The organism is Actinoplanes philippinensis (assembly GCF_900113015.1).
In the GTDB taxonomy this organism is placed as follows: domain Bacteria; phylum Actinomycetota; class Actinomycetes; order Mycobacteriales; family Micromonosporaceae; genus Actinoplanes; species Actinoplanes philippinensis.
Window position 1 is genome coordinate 396,676 of sequence record NZ_FONV01000004.1, and the last position, 14,993, is coordinate 411,668.

14 protein-coding genes are annotated in these 14,993 nt (G+C 72.8%); 9 read left to right on the forward strand and 5 right to left on the reverse strand.

From position 1 onward, the window contains the following. Positions 1–4: 4 nt before the first annotated feature. Positions 5–646, forward strand: coding sequence for a nuclear transport factor 2 family protein (locus BM290_RS12145; RefSeq protein WP_093613160.1), 642 nt, complete (start codon positions 5–7; stop codon positions 644–646). Between the two features lie 9 nt (positions 647–655). On the opposite strand, the gene BM290_RS12150 is transcribed toward BM290_RS12145, so the two are convergent. Further along, entirely contained in the window at positions 656–1,477 is an 822-nt protein-coding gene (locus BM290_RS12150) for an EamA family transporter (RefSeq protein WP_143133712.1), read from the reverse strand. A 49-nt stretch (positions 1,478–1,526) separates the two neighbouring features. On the opposite strand from BM290_RS12150, the gene BM290_RS12155 reads away from it, so the two are divergent. The 5 genes from BM290_RS12155 (at position 1,527) to BM290_RS12175 (ending at position 7,953) form a co-directional block, all read left to right on the forward strand. Beyond that, positions 1,527–2,351 carry an SDR family oxidoreductase gene (locus tag BM290_RS12155; RefSeq protein ID WP_177319673.1) on the forward strand — a complete coding sequence of 275 codons (825 nt, stop codon included), beginning with the start codon at positions 1,527–1,529 and terminating at the stop codon, positions 2,349–2,351. A 262-nt stretch (positions 2,352–2,613) separates the two neighbouring features. Next, complete coding sequence (locus tag BM290_RS12160) at positions 2,614–3,792, forward strand: molybdopterin molybdotransferase MoeA (protein WP_239143489.1); 1,179 nt, start codon at positions 2,614–2,616, stop codon at positions 3,790–3,792. Positions 3,793–3,839: 47 nt separating this feature from the next. After that, a complete protein-coding gene (locus BM290_RS12165; protein ID WP_093613168.1) occupies positions 3,840–4,259 on the forward strand; it encodes a hypothetical protein in 420 nt (139 codons plus the stop codon). Further along, the gene (locus tag BM290_RS12170) at positions 4,259–7,030 is read left to right on the forward strand and encodes a DUF4132 domain-containing protein (protein WP_093613170.1); all 2,772 of its coding nucleotides are present in this window, start codon (positions 4,259–4,261) and stop codon (positions 7,028–7,030) included. Before BM290_RS12165 ends, BM290_RS12170 begins: the two co-directional genes overlap by 1 nt. Then, positions 7,027–7,953 (forward strand): DUF4253 domain-containing protein, encoded by a 927-nt coding sequence (locus BM290_RS12175; protein ID WP_093613172.1) that lies wholly within the window; start codon positions 7,027–7,029, stop codon positions 7,951–7,953. Before BM290_RS12170 ends, BM290_RS12175 begins: the two co-directional genes overlap by 4 nt. Positions 7,954–7,971: 18 nt before the next feature. Here the strand turns inward: BM290_RS12175 and BM290_RS12180 are convergent, their stop codons facing one another. Both BM290_RS12180 and BM290_RS12185 read right to left on the reverse strand, forming a co-directional pair. Continuing rightward, entirely contained in the window at positions 7,972–8,313 is a 342-nt protein-coding gene (locus BM290_RS12180) for a YnfA family protein (RefSeq protein WP_093613174.1), read from the reverse strand. 551 nt (positions 8,314–8,864) lie between these two features. Next, entirely contained in the window at positions 8,865–9,518 is a 654-nt protein-coding gene (locus BM290_RS12185) for a GOLPH3/VPS74 family protein (protein WP_093613176.1), read from the reverse strand. Positions 9,519–9,705: 187 nt separating this feature from the next. Between BM290_RS12185 and BM290_RS12190 the strand changes: the two genes are divergently transcribed. Then, on the forward strand, positions 9,706–10,233 hold the full coding sequence (locus BM290_RS12190; RefSeq protein ID WP_093613178.1) for a hypothetical protein: 528 nt from the start codon (positions 9,706–9,708) through the stop codon (positions 10,231–10,233). 142 nt (positions 10,234–10,375) lie between these two features. Here the strand turns inward: BM290_RS12190 and BM290_RS12195 are convergent, their stop codons facing one another. Continuing rightward, positions 10,376–11,539: a sensor histidine kinase gene (locus BM290_RS12195; RefSeq protein WP_239143484.1), complete on the reverse strand. Its 1,164-nt coding sequence runs from the start codon at positions 11,537–11,539 to the stop codon at positions 10,376–10,378. Between the two features lie 132 nt (positions 11,540–11,671). Here BM290_RS12195 and BM290_RS12200 point away from each other — a divergent pair, with 132 nt between their 5' ends. Further along, complete coding sequence (locus tag BM290_RS12200; protein WP_093613182.1) at positions 11,672–12,298, forward strand: TetR/AcrR family transcriptional regulator; 627 nt, start codon at positions 11,672–11,674, stop codon at positions 12,296–12,298. 190 nt (positions 12,299–12,488) lie between these two features. Continuing rightward, entirely contained in the window at positions 12,489–14,285 is a 1,797-nt protein-coding gene (locus BM290_RS12205) for a flavin-containing monooxygenase (protein ID WP_093613184.1), read from the forward strand. Positions 14,286–14,322: 37 nt separating this feature from the next. Here the strand turns inward: BM290_RS12205 and BM290_RS12210 are convergent, their stop codons facing one another. Beyond that, positions 14,323–14,976, reverse strand: a complete 654-nt coding sequence (locus BM290_RS12210; protein ID WP_093613186.1) for a lipoprotein — start codon at positions 14,974–14,976, stop codon at positions 14,323–14,325. Between the last annotated feature and the right edge of the window lie 17 nt (positions 14,977–14,993).

Below are 14,993 nucleotides of genomic sequence, written 5' to 3' on the forward strand. Positions count from 1 at the left end.
GGCCATGACGACGACCGAGTGGGCACGGCGCTGGGCGGCGACGTGGCGGGCCGGCTGGCCGGCGCAGGACGTGGAGGCGATCGCCGCGTTGCAGGCGCCGCACGGCGACCACTGGGCCGGGATCACCCGGCGTTTCCGTGGACGGGACGGTCTCCGTGCGTACCTCAGGGAATGCTTCGACGAGGAGACCCGGCCGGCCGAGGTGTGGTTCGCGGAGCCGGTCGTCACCGGGCAGACGGCGAGCGTCGAGTACTGGGCGATCACCCATCCCGGCGGGGAGCCGCTGACCATCGCCGGCTGCACGGTGCTGCTCTTCGGCCGGGGCGGGCTGGTCGTCGAGGCCCGCGACCACTCGCACGCCGAGCCCGGCGCGATCCGGCCGGACAGCCACGTGTTCCTTCCCGAGCATCTGCGCCCGGCCGTCGACGAGCTGCACCGGGCGTACCCCGGCGGGTTGCCGGAGGCGGACTATCTACCGCTGCTGGCCGCTGTGGAGGACGAGTTCAGCGACCGCAACCGGGCCGCCGTGGTCGCCGCGTTCCTCGGCCGGGACCCGTTGCGGGTCGCCAACGACGCGGCCGGCGAGCGGCCGTCCCCCGGCGAGGTGGCCCGCGTCCGGGAGATCCTGCGCCGCGCGGCCGGGTAAGGACACCGGTCAGCGCAGCGCGAGCAGGGCCGCTCCGGCGAACACCAGGACCGCGCCGGCGGCGGCCGCGCGGGTGAAGGTGCGGTCGATCAGCCAGGACAGCGGGATGACGAAGAGGGTGCCGGTCTCGCGGAGGGCGGCGATCGCCGGGACCTGGCCGGGCTCCACCATCGACAGCGCCGTCATCAGCAGACCGCCGGACGCGACCATGCCGGCGCCGGTCGCGATCGTCGCCGGCCGCAGCGCCGCCCGCAGTCCGGGACGGTCGGTGACCAGCGCGATCGCCAGGGTGCCGACGGTCAGCGGCGCGGTCGACAGCCACAGGTAGGCCGCCGGGTCGGCGTGCCGCAGACCGTACCCGGCGACGAACGGGTAGGCGGCCGCCGAGATCGCCACCGGGAACGCCGCCGCCAGCACGCGCCGGTCCACCGACCCGGTCGCGCTCAGCCAGACACCGGCGCTGATCAGGGCCACCGCGGGGTACGCCACCCACGGCACCGGGGCGCCACCGGCGGTCGTGGCCACCAGCACCAGCACCGGCCCGAGACCGCGGGCGACCGGATACACCGTGTGGGCCGGCGCCCGCAGGTAGGCGCGGCGCAGCACCACCAGGTAGTAGATCTGGAAGGCCGCGCTGACCAGCAGGTACGGCCATGCGCCGGCCTCGATGCGCCAGCGGGCCAGGGCCACCGGCGCCCACACGGCCAGGCCGGCGACATTGGTCACGGCCAGCGCGGCGACGCCCCGTGACGCCCGGGCGAAAAGGACGTTCCACAGGGCGTGGACGAAAGCCGACGCCAGCACCAGGGCCAGCGCACCGACGGGAACCATGCGACCTCACCGGGGGAAGAAATCGGACGGGCGGGTTAGCGTGGGGGTCATGAGCCTCGACAGCACGATTCTGGTGCTCGGCGGGACCGGGACGGTCGGCAGCCGGGTGGCCGCGCGGCTGCGGGACGCGGGACGGGACGTCCGGGCCGTGTCGCGTCACAGTTCGCCACGGTTCGACTGGACGGATCCCGGCTCGTGGGTGGGGGCGCTTGGCGGCGTACACACCATGTTTGTGCTTTTGCCTGATCGGTTCGGCATGCCGGAGGGGTTCCTTCCGGCGGCGCTGCGCGCCGGGGTGCGGCGGATGGTGCTGCACTCCGACCGCGGCCTGGAGGTGATGGGTCTCGGTCACCTCCAAAAGGCCGAGCAGGAGGTACGGGACTCCGGCGCCGCCTGGTCCATCGTGCGGCCCGACTGGTTCCACCAGGACTTCGAGACGTTCTTCCGGCAGCCGGTGATCGACGGGCGGCTGTGCGTGCCGATCGGCGGCGCCGGGCAGGGCTTCATCGACGCCGACGACGTCGCCGCGGTCGAAGTGGCCGCTCTGACCAGCGACGATCTGCTCGGTCAGGTGGTCGAGGTGACCGGGCCGCGGACGCTGTCGTTCGGCGCGGCGGTCGCCTCGATCGCCGCCGCCACCGGCCGGGAGATCACCTTCGACGGCACCGCCGAGGGGTACCGCGAGACGATGCGCGCCGACGGCCTGCCCGATGAGGTGATCGAGACGCTGATAGCCGATTTCGGTCGTCTCGCCGCGCGCGGGGACACCCGGCCGACCGGCGCCGTCGAACGGATCCTGAACCGTCCGGGCCGCGACTTCACCGACTACGTCGCCGAGGCGGCCGCCCGCGGCGTCTGGCGCCCGGCCGGGTAGCGCCGTACAGGCCGTAGGACCCTGTCCGGTGGGCCCGGCGACAGGCAGGATCGGGCCATCGCCGGCCGGGTCGATGAACCGGCCGGGTCGAGGGATCGGCCGGGTCGATGAGCCGGCCGGGTCGAGGGATCGTCGGTGGGCGGGGATCCGGGCGCATCGCCGGTCACAACGGGAGCGGACAGTGGGTGAGGTTTTGGTCGCACGGCGGCAGCAGGGTGGGCACGGCGCGGACACAGCGGGCGGGTCTACTCGGGCGGTGCACATGTCGTGGGCGGACGCCTATGCCGTCGCGCGGGACACCGCCAAGCCGCTGGCCGCCGAGCTGACGCGGGTGGTCGAGGCGACCGGGCGGGTGCTGGCCGCGGCGGTGCGGTGCGAGCGGCCGGTTCCAGCGTTCGACAACGCGGCGATGGACGGGTTCGCGATCGCCGGCGACGGCCCCTGGACGGTGCGGGGCCGGGTCCTCGCGGGGCGGCCCGCCGACGGCGGACGGCTGCTCCCGGGCACGGCCGTGGAGATCGCGACCGGGGCGCTGCTGCCGGACGGCGCCGAGGCGGTGCTGCCGTACGAGGACTGCCGTGTCGAGGACGACCTGGTCATCGAGGTCGCCGCGACCGAAGACCGGCCGGACGGCCGGCCCGCCGGAGATCAGACGGGTCCTCGCCGGAAGCGGCACATCCGCCGGGCCGGTGACGCCCTCTCCCCCGGCACGCTGATCGCCCCCGCCGGGCGGATCGTCACCGCCACCGTGGCGGCGGCCGCGCTGCAGGCCGGAGCCGAACAGGTGCTCGCCCACCGCCGGCCGACCGTGACGATGCTGGTCACCGGCGACGAGGTGATCACCGAGGGGTCGCCCGGCCCGGGCCAGGTACGGGACACCTTCACCGGGCTGGTGACCGCGATCACCGCACGGGCCGGCGGCCGTCTCGACATCTCCCGGCGGCTGCCCGACGACCCGGCCGCCCTCGGTGAAGCCCTGCACGGCGCGTGCTCCGACGTGATCGTGGTCAGCGGATCATCCTCGGCCGGGGCGGCGGACCATCTGCACCGGCTGCTGGACGAGGCGGCCGCCACGTGGCTGGTCCGCGGGGTGGCCTGCCGGCCCGGGCATCCGCAGGCGCTGGCGGTGCTGCCGGACGGGCGTCATGTGGTCAGTCTGCCCGGGAACCCGTACGCCGGCCTGGTCGCCGCCCTGACCCTGCTGGAACCGCTGGTGGCCGCCCTCGCCGGACGCCCGCCCGCGCCCCTGCCGACCGCGACGGTGACCGGTCCCGTCAGGCTGATGGCCGGCGGCGTCCGCATCGTCCCGATCGGCCCGGCCGGTGATCTCGCGGCCGCCGGCCCGGTCGGACTCCACGCCGCGGCGGTGGCCGGCGCCCTCGCCGTCCTCCCGGACGACTGGACCGACGGCGACCCGGCCGTGACACTCACCGTCCCCTGACCCCGCCGCACCGGAGTTTGTCGTACCCCTGCTCTAGGGTTCGCGGCATGGTCGACGTCGAGGTGCGCAGCCGGGTGACCGGCACGTCCGAGGGCCTGCCCCCGGTGCTGGTGCGGCTGGCCGGCGAGCAGACGACCGCGCGGGAGCTGATCCACCGCGCGGTCGAGGAGCAGATCCGGCTGGCCGGCGCCGACACGTCCCGCTGCCGGCGCGCTCTCGACCGTCAGTTCCTGTCCGACGACGATCTGCGGGCCCAGGCCGCGACAGGCGTGATCCGCATGCCGCGCGCGCCGTCGTCGCCACCCGATGTCGAGGCCGAGGTCGCGCGGGCGCACCGGGCCTTCCGCCGCGGCACGTTCGTCCTGTTCAACGGCGGCCGGCAGGTCACCGGGCTCGATGAGCCGATCACCGTCCGCCTCGGTGAGCCGGTGGTGTTCCTGCGCCTGGTCGCCCTGGTGGGTGGCTGATGGCCGACCCGATCGACTTCGTCCCGGAGGTCTGTGTCGAGGGTGTCCGCCGCGGCCGGGAGGTCCTGCTGGGCCTGCTGGAGCGCGCGCGGGCCGCCACCCCGGCCGCCCTGGTGCCGCTCGCCGACGAGATCCGGTTGTCGATGCGCCGCGGCGGCCAGTCCTCCGGCGGCCACCTGCGGTCGTGTTCCCTCGACATCGTCGCGGCGTTCGACACGATCTACGACGACGCGTTCCCGGTGCGCGACCCGGCCGACGTCGCCGGCCTGCTCGACGTCCCGTGGGCGAGCGCGTCCCGCCGTGCCCTGCTGATCGAGGCGGCCGGTTCTCACCTCTTCCTCGACGAGGTGACGCGGCGGGCCTTCGCCACCGGCGACGTCCGCCTGCTCGAAATCGTGCTCCACACCCCACACGGCAACTCACCGCGCCAGACCGTCGCCCGCATCCTCGACGCCCTGCACGCCGCGAAGGCTCTGGATGCCGCAGCGGTCGCCCGCGCCTTCACCGACGATCCCTACGTGTGGCGCGACATCGCCGGCCTGCCGTGCGCCGACGCGGTGCGCTCCCACATCGACACGATGATCTGGCACCTGGTCAGCGCCCCCGACCGCCACCACTCCCGGCCCGAGGCGGCGGCCCCCACCGCCGTCGGCCGCACACCCGGCCGGACCCTGCCCTCCACCGGCGGCCCCGCACCCGGCGCGTCCCTCTCCCCGTCGACCGGGCTCACGCCGCAACCCGCCCTCCCGACCCCCACCGGCCAGGTGGGCTCCACCGCTCGGCCCGATGTCCCGGCCGGCTCCACCGCTCGGCCCGATGATCCGGCCGACTCCGCTCGGCCCGATGACCCAGCCGACTCCGCTCGGCCCGATGTCCCGGCCGGCTCCACCGCCGAGGCCGCTGTCCCGGAGGCGGCCGGTCGCGTGGATCGGCTGGCCGACTTCCCGGAGGGTCCGGCCCCCCGGGGCCTGCGGTTCGTGCGGGCCGCTCTCGACGGGGCCGGTGGGCAGGACGGCGCCGACTATCTCGGCACGGCCCAGCTGACCTCCGCCGAGCAGCACGAGCTGGTGGAAATGCTGCGCGACCGCCCCGCGGCCGACCGGGAACGGGTCTGGCGGTGGCGGGTCGAGGCCGGCGACGACGCGGCCCTCCTGCCGCTCTTCGACCTGGCGGGCGCCGCGCCCCTGCTGCGCCTGATCCGCGCGATGCCGACCGGTCACGAGCCGTTCCGGCAGGACCGCGCCGAGATCCTCGCGGTCGTGGAGTCGGTCGGCCCCGAGATCGCCCGCCGGCTGCTGAAACGGCAACCCAGCGAGCTGGTGTCGGCGGTCCTCGGCGACAACCGGGCCGCCGTCCTCAAACGGGTGAAGAACAACGCGTTGCAGGGCATCGCCGCGTTCGGGATGCTGCCGCTCGCGCCCGACGAGACCGTTCTCGATCGCTACCTGGCGGTGCGGGAGGTCGCGAGGAGAGGCCCCGCCCTCGGCCCCAACCGTCGCCTCTCCCACGCGGCGGCCGTCGACATCGCCCTCGACCACCTCGCCCAGGTGACCGGCGCCGGCGACGCGAGCCGTCTCGAGTGGGACTGTGAGGCACGCCTCGCCGCCGAGACACCGGCCGCGGCCGACGCCGGCGACTACCGGATCGAGCTGCGGTTCGACGGCGCCGAGCCGCTGCTGGCGGTGAGCCGGGCCGGCAGGCCGCTGAGATCGGTGCCCGCCGAGGTCCGGGCGCACCCGTCCTACAAGGAGCTGCGCGAGCACCAGGAGCGGCTTCGCGAGCAGGCCCGGCGGATGCGGACCGGCCTCGTCGAGCGACTGGTCGCCACCGCGGCGACGCTCACCGCCGACGAGCTGGCCCGGCTACGGTCACTACCGGCCGGCGCGGCCATGCTGCCCGCCCTGATCTGGCGCGACCACACCGGCGCCGTCGGCCTGCTCGACGACCTCGACACGGCCGGCCCGGTCACCGCCGTGCACCCGTTCGACCTGCTCACCGCGGGCACACTGGCCCACTGGCAGGAGGAGGTCGTGCGGCGCCGGCTGCGGCAGCCGGTCAAACAGGCGTTCCGGGAGCTGTACGTGGTGACTCCCGCCGAACGTGCAGCGGTCGACGTCTCGCAGCGCTTCGCCGGGCAGACCGTGACCGGCCGGGTCGCCGCCCAGCTGCTGGCGGGCCGCGGCTGGAGCACGGGCCACGAGTACGGCGATCAGCAGGCCACCCGTCCCGCCGGTGACGGGCTGACCGCGGCGCTGAGTGCCGGCCTGCACGGCTACTGGGGCGTGAGCGACGTGCTGATCGGCGGCCTGCGGTTCCTCCGGGACGGCCGGCCGATCCCGCTGGCCGACGTACCACCGATCGTGTTCTCCGAGACCATGCGCGATCTCGACCTCGCCGTCTCGGTCGCGGGCACCGGCGGCGAGCCCTGGGGGTCGCCGGCGCAGGCGGAGAGCCGGGCCCGCGTGCTGGCCGCCCTGATCACCGACCTGGGCCTGACACGGGTCAGCATCGACGGGACAGCCGCCGTGGTCCGCGGCAGCCGCGCCACCTACCGGGTGCACCTCACCAGCGGCAGCATCCACGTCGAGCCGGCCGGCTACCTGTGTGTGGTTCCGGCCGGTTTCGGGGCGACCGCCCACCAGCGCCTGTTCCTGCCGTTCGCCGACGACGACCGGATGACCAGCGTGATCCTCAGCAAGGTCCTCCTGCTGTCCGAGGACGACCGCATCACCGACCCCTCGATCCTCCAGCAGCTGAAAACCCTCACATGACACTCTTCGCCATGCCCGCCACCGAACGGCTCGCGGTCACCCCGTCGGGCGCGGAGGTCACCGGTTTCACCGTCGGCAGCGACACGGCCCTGGACTGGTGGCACCGGCTGCGCGCGGCCTATCCGGAGACCGGGTTGTGGCCGCTGCTGATAGACGACGACGCTCCCGGATACCTGGAGGATCCGTACACCCACGCCACCGTCGAGGAGTCGTTGACGCAGGCGTACGCACTGGACGGCGCCGCGATACTGGCCGGATCCGACGGACCGTCGCCAACCTGCCACGACCAGGTGTCCGCCGCCGAGATCCCCACCGAACCAGCCGACCGACCGTCGCCGGCCCGCCACGACCAGTCATCCGCCGCCGAGATCCCCACCGAACCAGCCGACCGACCGTCGCCGACCTGCCACGACCGGGCGTCCGCCGCCGAGATCCCCACCGAACCAGCCGACCGACCGTCGCCGGCCCGCCACGACCAGTCATCCGCCGCCGAGATCCCCACCGAACCGGCCGACGACGGCGAGTGGCCCGGCGACCCGGAGCGGCCAGGTCTCTGGCTGCCCTACGACGGGAACGGCCGGCCATTGCCGATCACGGTCGCCCTGGTCCCGGCCGCCGAGCCGTGGCTGGTGCCGGTGACCCTGCACTACGGAGGGTGGAACGGCTACCCCGACCCCGGGGAGCACGCCGCGATCATGCGGCATTTCCTCGACGAGTACGGCGCCGAGCCGGTGTTCTGGAGCGGCGCGAACCTCGACTACCTGGTCGCCCGCCCACCCACGACTCGCCCGGAGGCGGTGGCCCTGGCCTGGAAATACCGCCGGTACAACGACGGCGAGTACGACTTCTACCGGGCCGAGACCCTGACCGGCCTGGCCGCGGCCCTGCTGAACAACCCCGTCTGGCGCATGTGGTGGGACTGACATCACCCGATCGTGTCGTCAGCCTTCGACGGCGCGTGGCGCATACATGATGACGGCGAAACCGAGCAGGCACAGCCCGGCCCCGATCAGGTCCCAGCGGTCCGGCCGGAAACCGTCGACGAGGACGCCCCACAACAGCGATCCGGCGACGAAAACCCCGCCATAGGCGGCCAGGATCCGGCCGAAATTCGGATCGGGCTGAAAAGTCGCAACGAAGCCGTATGCACCGAGCGCGATCACGCCGGCGGCGATCCACCACAGGCCCCGATTCTCCCGCCAGCCCTGCCAGATCAGCCAGGCTCCCCCGATCTCCGCCACCGCGGCCAGCACGAACAGAAAAAGCGACCGCGCAGTGATCATGAACGGACCCTATCCCCGGGCCCGCACCGCACCGACCGGAGGCGGGCGTCCCCGAACAGGCTGGGGCGGCACCGGATCAGCCGGCGGACGACGAGCGATCAGAGCCCGCAGTGGCATGCCACCGAAACCGAAGTCCCATCGGCAACGGACCGGCCATCGGCACAGCCCCGCGCGGCGGCTGGTCGTGGGTGCTGTCGCAGGCCTTCCCTGAACAGCCGGCCCGCTTCCGAAGGGTGCGTCCGGCGGCGGGTAGCGAGTGCCGTCGCGGGGCCGCCGGCCCGACTCCGAACGTGCGCCGTCCCGGCGGCCGGTAGCGAGCGCCGCCGCAGGCCGCCGGCCCGACTCCGAACGGGCGCCGTCCCGGCGGCCGGTAGCGAGCGCCGCCGCAGGCCGCCAGCCCGACTCCGAATGCTGCCGCCCCGGCGACCGGTAGCGAGCACCGCCGCAGGCCGCCAGCCCGACTCCGAACGGCGCCGTCCCGGCGGCCGGTAGCGAATGCCGTCGCGAGCCATTGCATAGCGGCTCGGTCTCCGGTCCGACGACGGGACCGCTCAGCGGGCGGACGCCGGCACCGGCTCGGCGGCTGCGGCCCGGGTGTGCGCTACCAGGTGGGCGAGCGGCGCAGGCAGGTTTCGGCGGAACTGGTCGGAGAGCCGCGCCCGGTCGCGGGGGTTGCACGTGTCGAGGACGAACGCGTCGAGGCCGGTGGCGAGGATCAGGCCGGCGAGCATCAGGTCGGCGATGTCGAGGTTCTCGTTGTACGACAGGTGGGTGCGGATCCGGGCGGCCGGCTCGCCGGGGCTTTTCGGGTCGGCGAGGACCAGCGACGTGGTGCCGGAGCCGAGGAGCCGCCGCTTGGTCTCCAGGCGCAGTGTGCCGGCCGCGATGAGGCGGCGTTCGACGAGTTGGGTGGCGGTGCCGTTGGCGAGGTGGGCGATCCACTGGCCGAGCCCGTGCGGGCCGGGGCCGCGCGTCAGCCGCTGGAGGATCGCGGAGGTGGCCGGGTCGCCTGTGGGAGTGGCGTCGGCCACGTACAGCGTGTCGCCGTCGGGGCGCACCCGCCGCCAGAACATCAGCTCGCCGAGGAGCGCCGCGCCGAGGCCGACGCCGAGGAGGCGGTCGGGCAGCAGTGACCGGCCGCCTATTCCGTCGTGTGCGGCCAGGTAGAACTCGTCGGCGGGCGCTAGTTTCGGCGGCGATGTCATCGGCTCAGCCCCAGAGATCGACGTCCGTGTCGAACCGCGAGACTATCCGCGGATGGTTGCCGCAAGGTTGCCTCCCGGTGAGAGGTGCCTGGGGATTCCCGTCGTAGGGTGAGCAACGGCTCTCACGTGCGGCACGGACGTGTCGATACGGCAAGAGGATCAGTGGTCGCATCGGAGCGGAGGTCGGATGGACGAGTACGGGACGGATTCCGCCGGGGTCGGGGCGGCTCCCTCGGTGGCGCGCCTGCTGCTGGAGCTGCGCAGCCGGGCGACCATCGACGTGAAGCCACTGGGCAAGGCGCTGCAGGTGCGCCCACAGGGCAAAACCGGCGTCGCGGTACGCATTCACCCGGGCGGGGTGGACTTCGCCGTCGACCGGGAACGGGCCAACGACGTGGCGCTGAGCATGCCGGGCTCGTTCGTGATCGACCCGGACGACCCGGACTGCTGGGTGTCGGTCCAGGCCGACTACATCGACGACAACTACGACGCCCTGCTGGACGCGGCCGCCGAGGCGGTGGAACTGCGGGCCGCGGGCAAACCGGCGCCGGTCAAGCGCGTCCGGGCCGCCGCGGCGCCGAAGGCGGCCGGCACGAGCACGCCGAAGACCCGGGCCGCAGCCAAGCCGGCCCCTCGCCCCGAGCCGGCACGCTGCCCGAAGTGTCGCCAGTACGAGCTGCTGGCCAGCGGAGAGTGCCCGTCCGGCTACTGCTGACCACCCGCCGAAGCACCCGGGCGACCGCCCCCTCTCCCGATCTTGTGGAGTGCCGCAGTGACGTTGCGCAGCACCTCCACAAGATCGCGAAGGAGCGGTCGGCCGACAACAGGCCGGCGGCCAGACCGACGGCGGCGGGATGTCAGGGTGGGAGCGGGAAGGTCACGACCATCGCCACGCCCGGGTCGCGCGCCTCGGCCACCGCCTGACCCCCGTGGGCCGCGGCCAGTTGGCGGACGATCCACAATCCCAGCCCCACCCCTTGATCGCCGCCGACCGCGAACTGCCCGAACAACCGGGGTCGCAGATCGTCCGGAATGCCGGGCCCGTGATCGCGCACCGACAGACGGTCCCCGCCGGCGTCGCGGGTGAAGCCGACGATCACCGGCGGCCCGCCGTAGCGCAGCGCGTTGGTGACCAGGTTCATCAGGATCTGCTCGAAGCGTTGCTTGTCGACGTACACGGTGAGGTCCTCGTCGACCTCGAAGCGCACATCGGCGTCGTCCCGGACATACGTCAGGACATCCTTGACGAGCAGGTGCGCCGGATACCGTGCCCGGTCGAGCTTGAGATGCCCGGTGCTGTCGATGCGCTGCAGGTCGAGCAGGCCGTCGGCGAGCCGCGCGATGCGCGTCGTCTGCCGCAGGGCGGCGCCGATCATTGAGGCGTCCGGTCCGGTCGCGGTTTCCGCGAGTTCTTCGAGCGCCATGTGTACGGTGCTGAGCGGCGTCCGCACGTCGTGCGCCAACGTGTTGATCATGGCGGCACGCCACTGCTCGATCCGGGACAGCCGGTCGCGTTCGTCACGCAGCCGCCGGGCCTGGGCCTCGATCAGGAACGCGACGGCCAGCGCGATCGGCATGAGGACGGCGGCGCTGCCGAGCACGAGGGGCGGCTGCCCGGTGACGACCAGCGGGAGCAGGTAGGCGAGGGTGGCCGGAAGCGCGTAGGCGGTGAGGATCCAGCGCGGGAAGTGCAGGGCCGCCCACGCGTAGAGCAGCACCAGGAACGGGCCGGTGCCGGCCGCCACCCCGCCGAACGACCAGGTGGAGAAGCCGAGGACGACGAATCCGGCGAGCCCGAGCAGGGCGGGGGCGTGCCGGTGGAGGCGCCGCCACGGCAGGAGTGATCCGATCGTGGCGAGGGCGAGGTCGCAGCCGGCGACGGTGAGCAGCCGGCCGGTGCGCGCCGGGTCGTTGAGGGTGCCGATGACGGCGAGCAGGCCGGCGACCGCGAAGAGGACGGCAGCCTGCCGGGCCGCGGCTCGCGGCCCGGTCCCCAACAGGCGGAAGGGTCCGTTTTGCACAGCTCTGGCAGCATATAGCGGCTCGGCGGAGCGAACGGGTGACTCCGGTGTCCCGGGCGGGCCGAGGCAGGCCCTATCCTGGCGCTTTCCCCACGGCACTGAGTTCAACGATGAGCACGGGCGGGTTCGACGATGAGCACGGGCGGGCGGCGCGCGCGGACCGAGCAGGCGGAGCAGACGCGGGCGCTGATCCTGGCGACGGCCGAGCGGCTGTTCGCCGAGCACGGCGTGCACGCGGTCTCGAACCGGCAGGTCGGCGAGGCGGCGGGGCAGGGCAACAACGCGGCGGTCGCCTACCATTTCGGGACAAAGACGGATCTGGTACGCGCGATCATCCGCCGGCACGCCGTCCCGACCGAGCGGATCCGCCGACGCATGCTGGCCGTGCACGCGGGCAGTGGCGATCTGCGTGACTGGGTGACGTGCGTGGTCCGGCCGATCACCGATCATCTCGCCGATCTGGGCCATCCGAGTTGGTATGCCCGGTTCTCCGCACAGTTGATGACCGAGCCGGCACTGCTGGAGGTGGCGACCGAGGAGTTCCGGCACGCGGCGGGGCTGAACGCAGTCATCGACGGGCTCCAGCGGTGCCTGCCGGACCTTTCCGAGGTGGTACGCCAGGAGCGAACCCACATGGCGCACACCCTGCTGGTGCACTTCTGTGCGCAGCGGGAACGGGAGGCCGCGCCGGCGTGGGAGGTGACCGCGGCCATGTTGATCGACGCGATCGTGGGGCTGTTCACCGCGCCGGTGACCTGACGACGCCTCTTGCGCGGGGCGGCACGCGGGCGATCGTACGATATGAGGCTTTTGAATTGCCTTTCTCCGGCGTTCACGTCAATTTTTCGGACATCCCCGCGGTGGAGCACGCTTTTGGTAAGACAAGTGCTTTAAATTGTGCCCTCTGAGTTTGGTCGCACCACCGGATCAACCCCGCGAAAGGGCCCGCATGTCCCCCTCAACCCCCATCCCCCACCGCCTCAAGCCCGAGGATCTCGCAGCGTTACGCGAGCGTTACCGGGTGGAGCGGGAACGGCGCATCCGGCCGGACGGTGTCGCGCAGTACCGGCGGGCCGCCGGCGAGTTCGGCAATTTCGCGCAGGACCCCTACACCGAGCGGGCCGAGCGGGACCCGAAGAACGACCGGATCGAGGCGGTGGTGATCGGTGGCGGATTCGGCGGGCTCCTCACCGGCGCCAAACTGCGGCAGGCCGGCGTCCAGCAGATCCGGACGATCGACGAGGGCGGCGATTTCGGCGGCACGTGGTATTGGAACCGGTATCCCGGAGTCCACTGCGACATCGAGGCGACCGTCTACATGCCGCTGCTGGAGGAGGTCGGTTACGTCCCGAAGTGGAGGTACGCGCCGGGCGAGGAGATCCGGCAGCACTGCATCAACCTCGCGAAGCGCTTCGACCTGTACGCCGACACCCTCTTCCACACCCGCGTCACCGGCCTGACCTGGGACGAGGAGAACGCGGAGTGGCAGGTCACCACCGACCGCGGCGACGACTTCCGGGCCCGTTACGTGGTGATCTCCTCCGGCACCCTGACCCAGCCGAAGCTCCCCGGCATCCCCGGCATCGAGGACTTCAAGGGCCACACCTTCCACACCAGCCGATGGGACTACGCCTACACCGGCGGTGACCAGTCCGGCGGCCTGACCGGGCTGGCCGGCAAGCGGGTCGCCGTGGTCGGCACCGGCGCCACCGGCATCCAGGTGATCCCGCACCTGGCCGAGGCCGCCGGGAAGCTCTACGTCTTCCAGCGCACCCCGTCGACCGTGGACGTCCGCGACAACCGGCCCACGGACCAGTCGGTCCTGGACGCCGTGCGGCCCGGCTGGCAGCAGGAGCGGATGCAGAATTTCCTGCTCAACGTCACCGGCGAGTGGGCCGATGAGGACCTGATCGACGACCGGTGGACGTCGACGGCGAAGCTGCAGCGGCAGATGCTCACCGGCAGCGTCGACTCGAACATCTCCGAGGAGGAGCGCGAACACCTCGACGAGATGGCGGATTTCCGCAAGATGGACGAGATCCGCGAGCGCGTCGACGCGATCGTCACCGATCCGGCCGTCGCGGAGACGCTCAAGCCCTGGTACCGCTACATGTGCAAGCGGCCCACCTTCAGCGATCACTACCTGCAGACCTTCAACCGGCCCAACGTGACGCTGGTGGACACCGCCGACCACGGTGGCATCACCCGGATGACCGAGACCGGTGTGGTCGTCGGCGACACCGAGTACGAGGTGGACTGCGTCATCTTCGCCACCGGTTTCGAGGTCGGCGTCTCCGGTGTGCTCTCCGGGACGCTGCCGGTCACCGGCCGGGGCGGGATGCCGCTGCTCGGGCACTGGCGCAACGGGCCGCGGACGCTGCACGGCTTCTACAGCCACGGCTTCCCCAACCTGTTCCACCTGGGCTCGCTGCAGAACGCCGCCGCCGTCAACTTCGTGCACGTGCTGCAGGAGCAGGCCATCCACATCGCGGCCGTGATCGCCGAGGCGGAGAAGCGGGGCGCCCGCTGGATCGAGCCGACCGCCGAGGACGAGGAGACGTGGGCGCAGATCATCTTCCAGACCGCGCCGAAGACCTTCAAGTTCCAATCCGAGTGCACCCCCGGCTACTACAACGGCGAGGGCAAACCCCGCCCGGTGATGTTCTCCTACGGGCCGGGGCCGGTCGCCTTCCACGAGCTGCTGCGTGAGTGGCGGGCCGAGGCCGTCGACACCGTCCTGCGGTGAGCGCCGGGCCCGGGGCGCCGCCCCGGGCCCGGGCCCTCTAGTCGTCGATCTTCACGGTCGTCCTGGCCAGCTCGTAGGCCGGCTGCATCGACGTGAACTCGCCGGTGTCCAGCGGAGCCAGCTGCACCACAACGATGCCCTTCTTCGTGTTCAGGGCGAACGCCGTGTACTTGCTGCGGATGTCGTACTCCTTGTCGAGGGTCTCCCAGGACCCCTCGGCGGCCTGCGCCCCACCGATCTGCACGTCGGTGATGTCGGTGTTGGACGCCTCCCGCTTGCCGATCGCCGCCTTCATGAACTCCTGCAGATGCTCGGCCGGCGCGCCGCTGAGCCCGTCGGCCACGTGCACCCGGAGGAACCCGATGTTGCCGGCCGGCTTGGCGTCGATCTCGCAGACCACGGTGAAGTCGCCGACCTTGGCCAGCGCGGCGAGCTCGCCCTTGGCCTCGACCTTCTTGGCCTTCCAGCCGGCCGCCGCCTGGAACGAGACCGGCAGTTCACAGGCCGAGCCCTCGGCCCCGACGGTCGCCCCCGCGGCGGCCGCGGGGGGTGCGGCCGGAGCACTGCTCGCCGCCAGCGCCGGCGGTGCCTGCGGTGCCTGCGGTGCCTGCGGCGCCGGGTCGGCGGAACAACCGCTGACGGCCAGAACGAACGCGAGCGCGACGCCCGCCGATGTGTACGTGGTCTTCACAGTCCGGGAACCTACAC

Bases quoted from the DNA above. Each gene is read 5' to 3' on its own strand.
- BM290_RS12190 (WP_093613178.1), top strand. From the start codon at position 9,706: ATGGACGAGTACGGGACGGATTCCGCCGGGGTCGGGGCGGCTCCCTCG.
- BM290_RS12180 (WP_093613174.1), bottom strand. From the start codon at position 8,313: ATGATCACTGCGCGGTCGCTTTTTCTGTTCGTGCTGGCCGCGGTGGCG.
- BM290_RS12165 (WP_093613168.1), top strand. From the start codon at position 3,840: ATGGTCGACGTCGAGGTGCGCAGCCGGGTGACCGGCACGTCCGAGGGC.
- BM290_RS12155 (WP_177319673.1), top strand. From the start codon at position 1,527: ATGAGCCTCGACAGCACGATTCTGGTGCTCGGCGGGACCGGGACGGTC.
- BM290_RS12150 (WP_143133712.1), bottom strand. From the start codon at position 1,477: ATGGTTCCCGTCGGTGCGCTGGCCCTGGTGCTGGCGTCGGCTTTCGTC.
- BM290_RS12175 (WP_093613172.1), top strand. From the start codon at position 7,027: ATGACACTCTTCGCCATGCCCGCCACCGAACGGCTCGCGGTCACCCCG.
- BM290_RS12145 (WP_093613160.1), top strand. From the start codon at position 5: ATGACGACGACCGAGTGGGCACGGCGCTGGGCGGCGACGTGGCGGGCC.
- BM290_RS12185 (WP_093613176.1), bottom strand. From the start codon at position 9,518: ATGACATCGCCGCCGAAACTAGCGCCCGCCGACGAGTTCTACCTGGCC.
- BM290_RS12160 (WP_239143489.1), top strand. From the start codon at position 2,614: ATGTCGTGGGCGGACGCCTATGCCGTCGCGCGGGACACCGCCAAGCCG.
- BM290_RS12205 (WP_093613184.1), top strand. From the start codon at position 12,489: ATGTCCCCCTCAACCCCCATCCCCCACCGCCTCAAGCCCGAGGATCTC.
- BM290_RS12200 (WP_093613182.1), top strand. From the start codon at position 11,672: ATGAGCACGGGCGGGCGGCGCGCGCGGACCGAGCAGGCGGAGCAGACG.
- BM290_RS12170 (WP_093613170.1), top strand. From the start codon at position 4,259: ATGGCCGACCCGATCGACTTCGTCCCGGAGGTCTGTGTCGAGGGTGTC.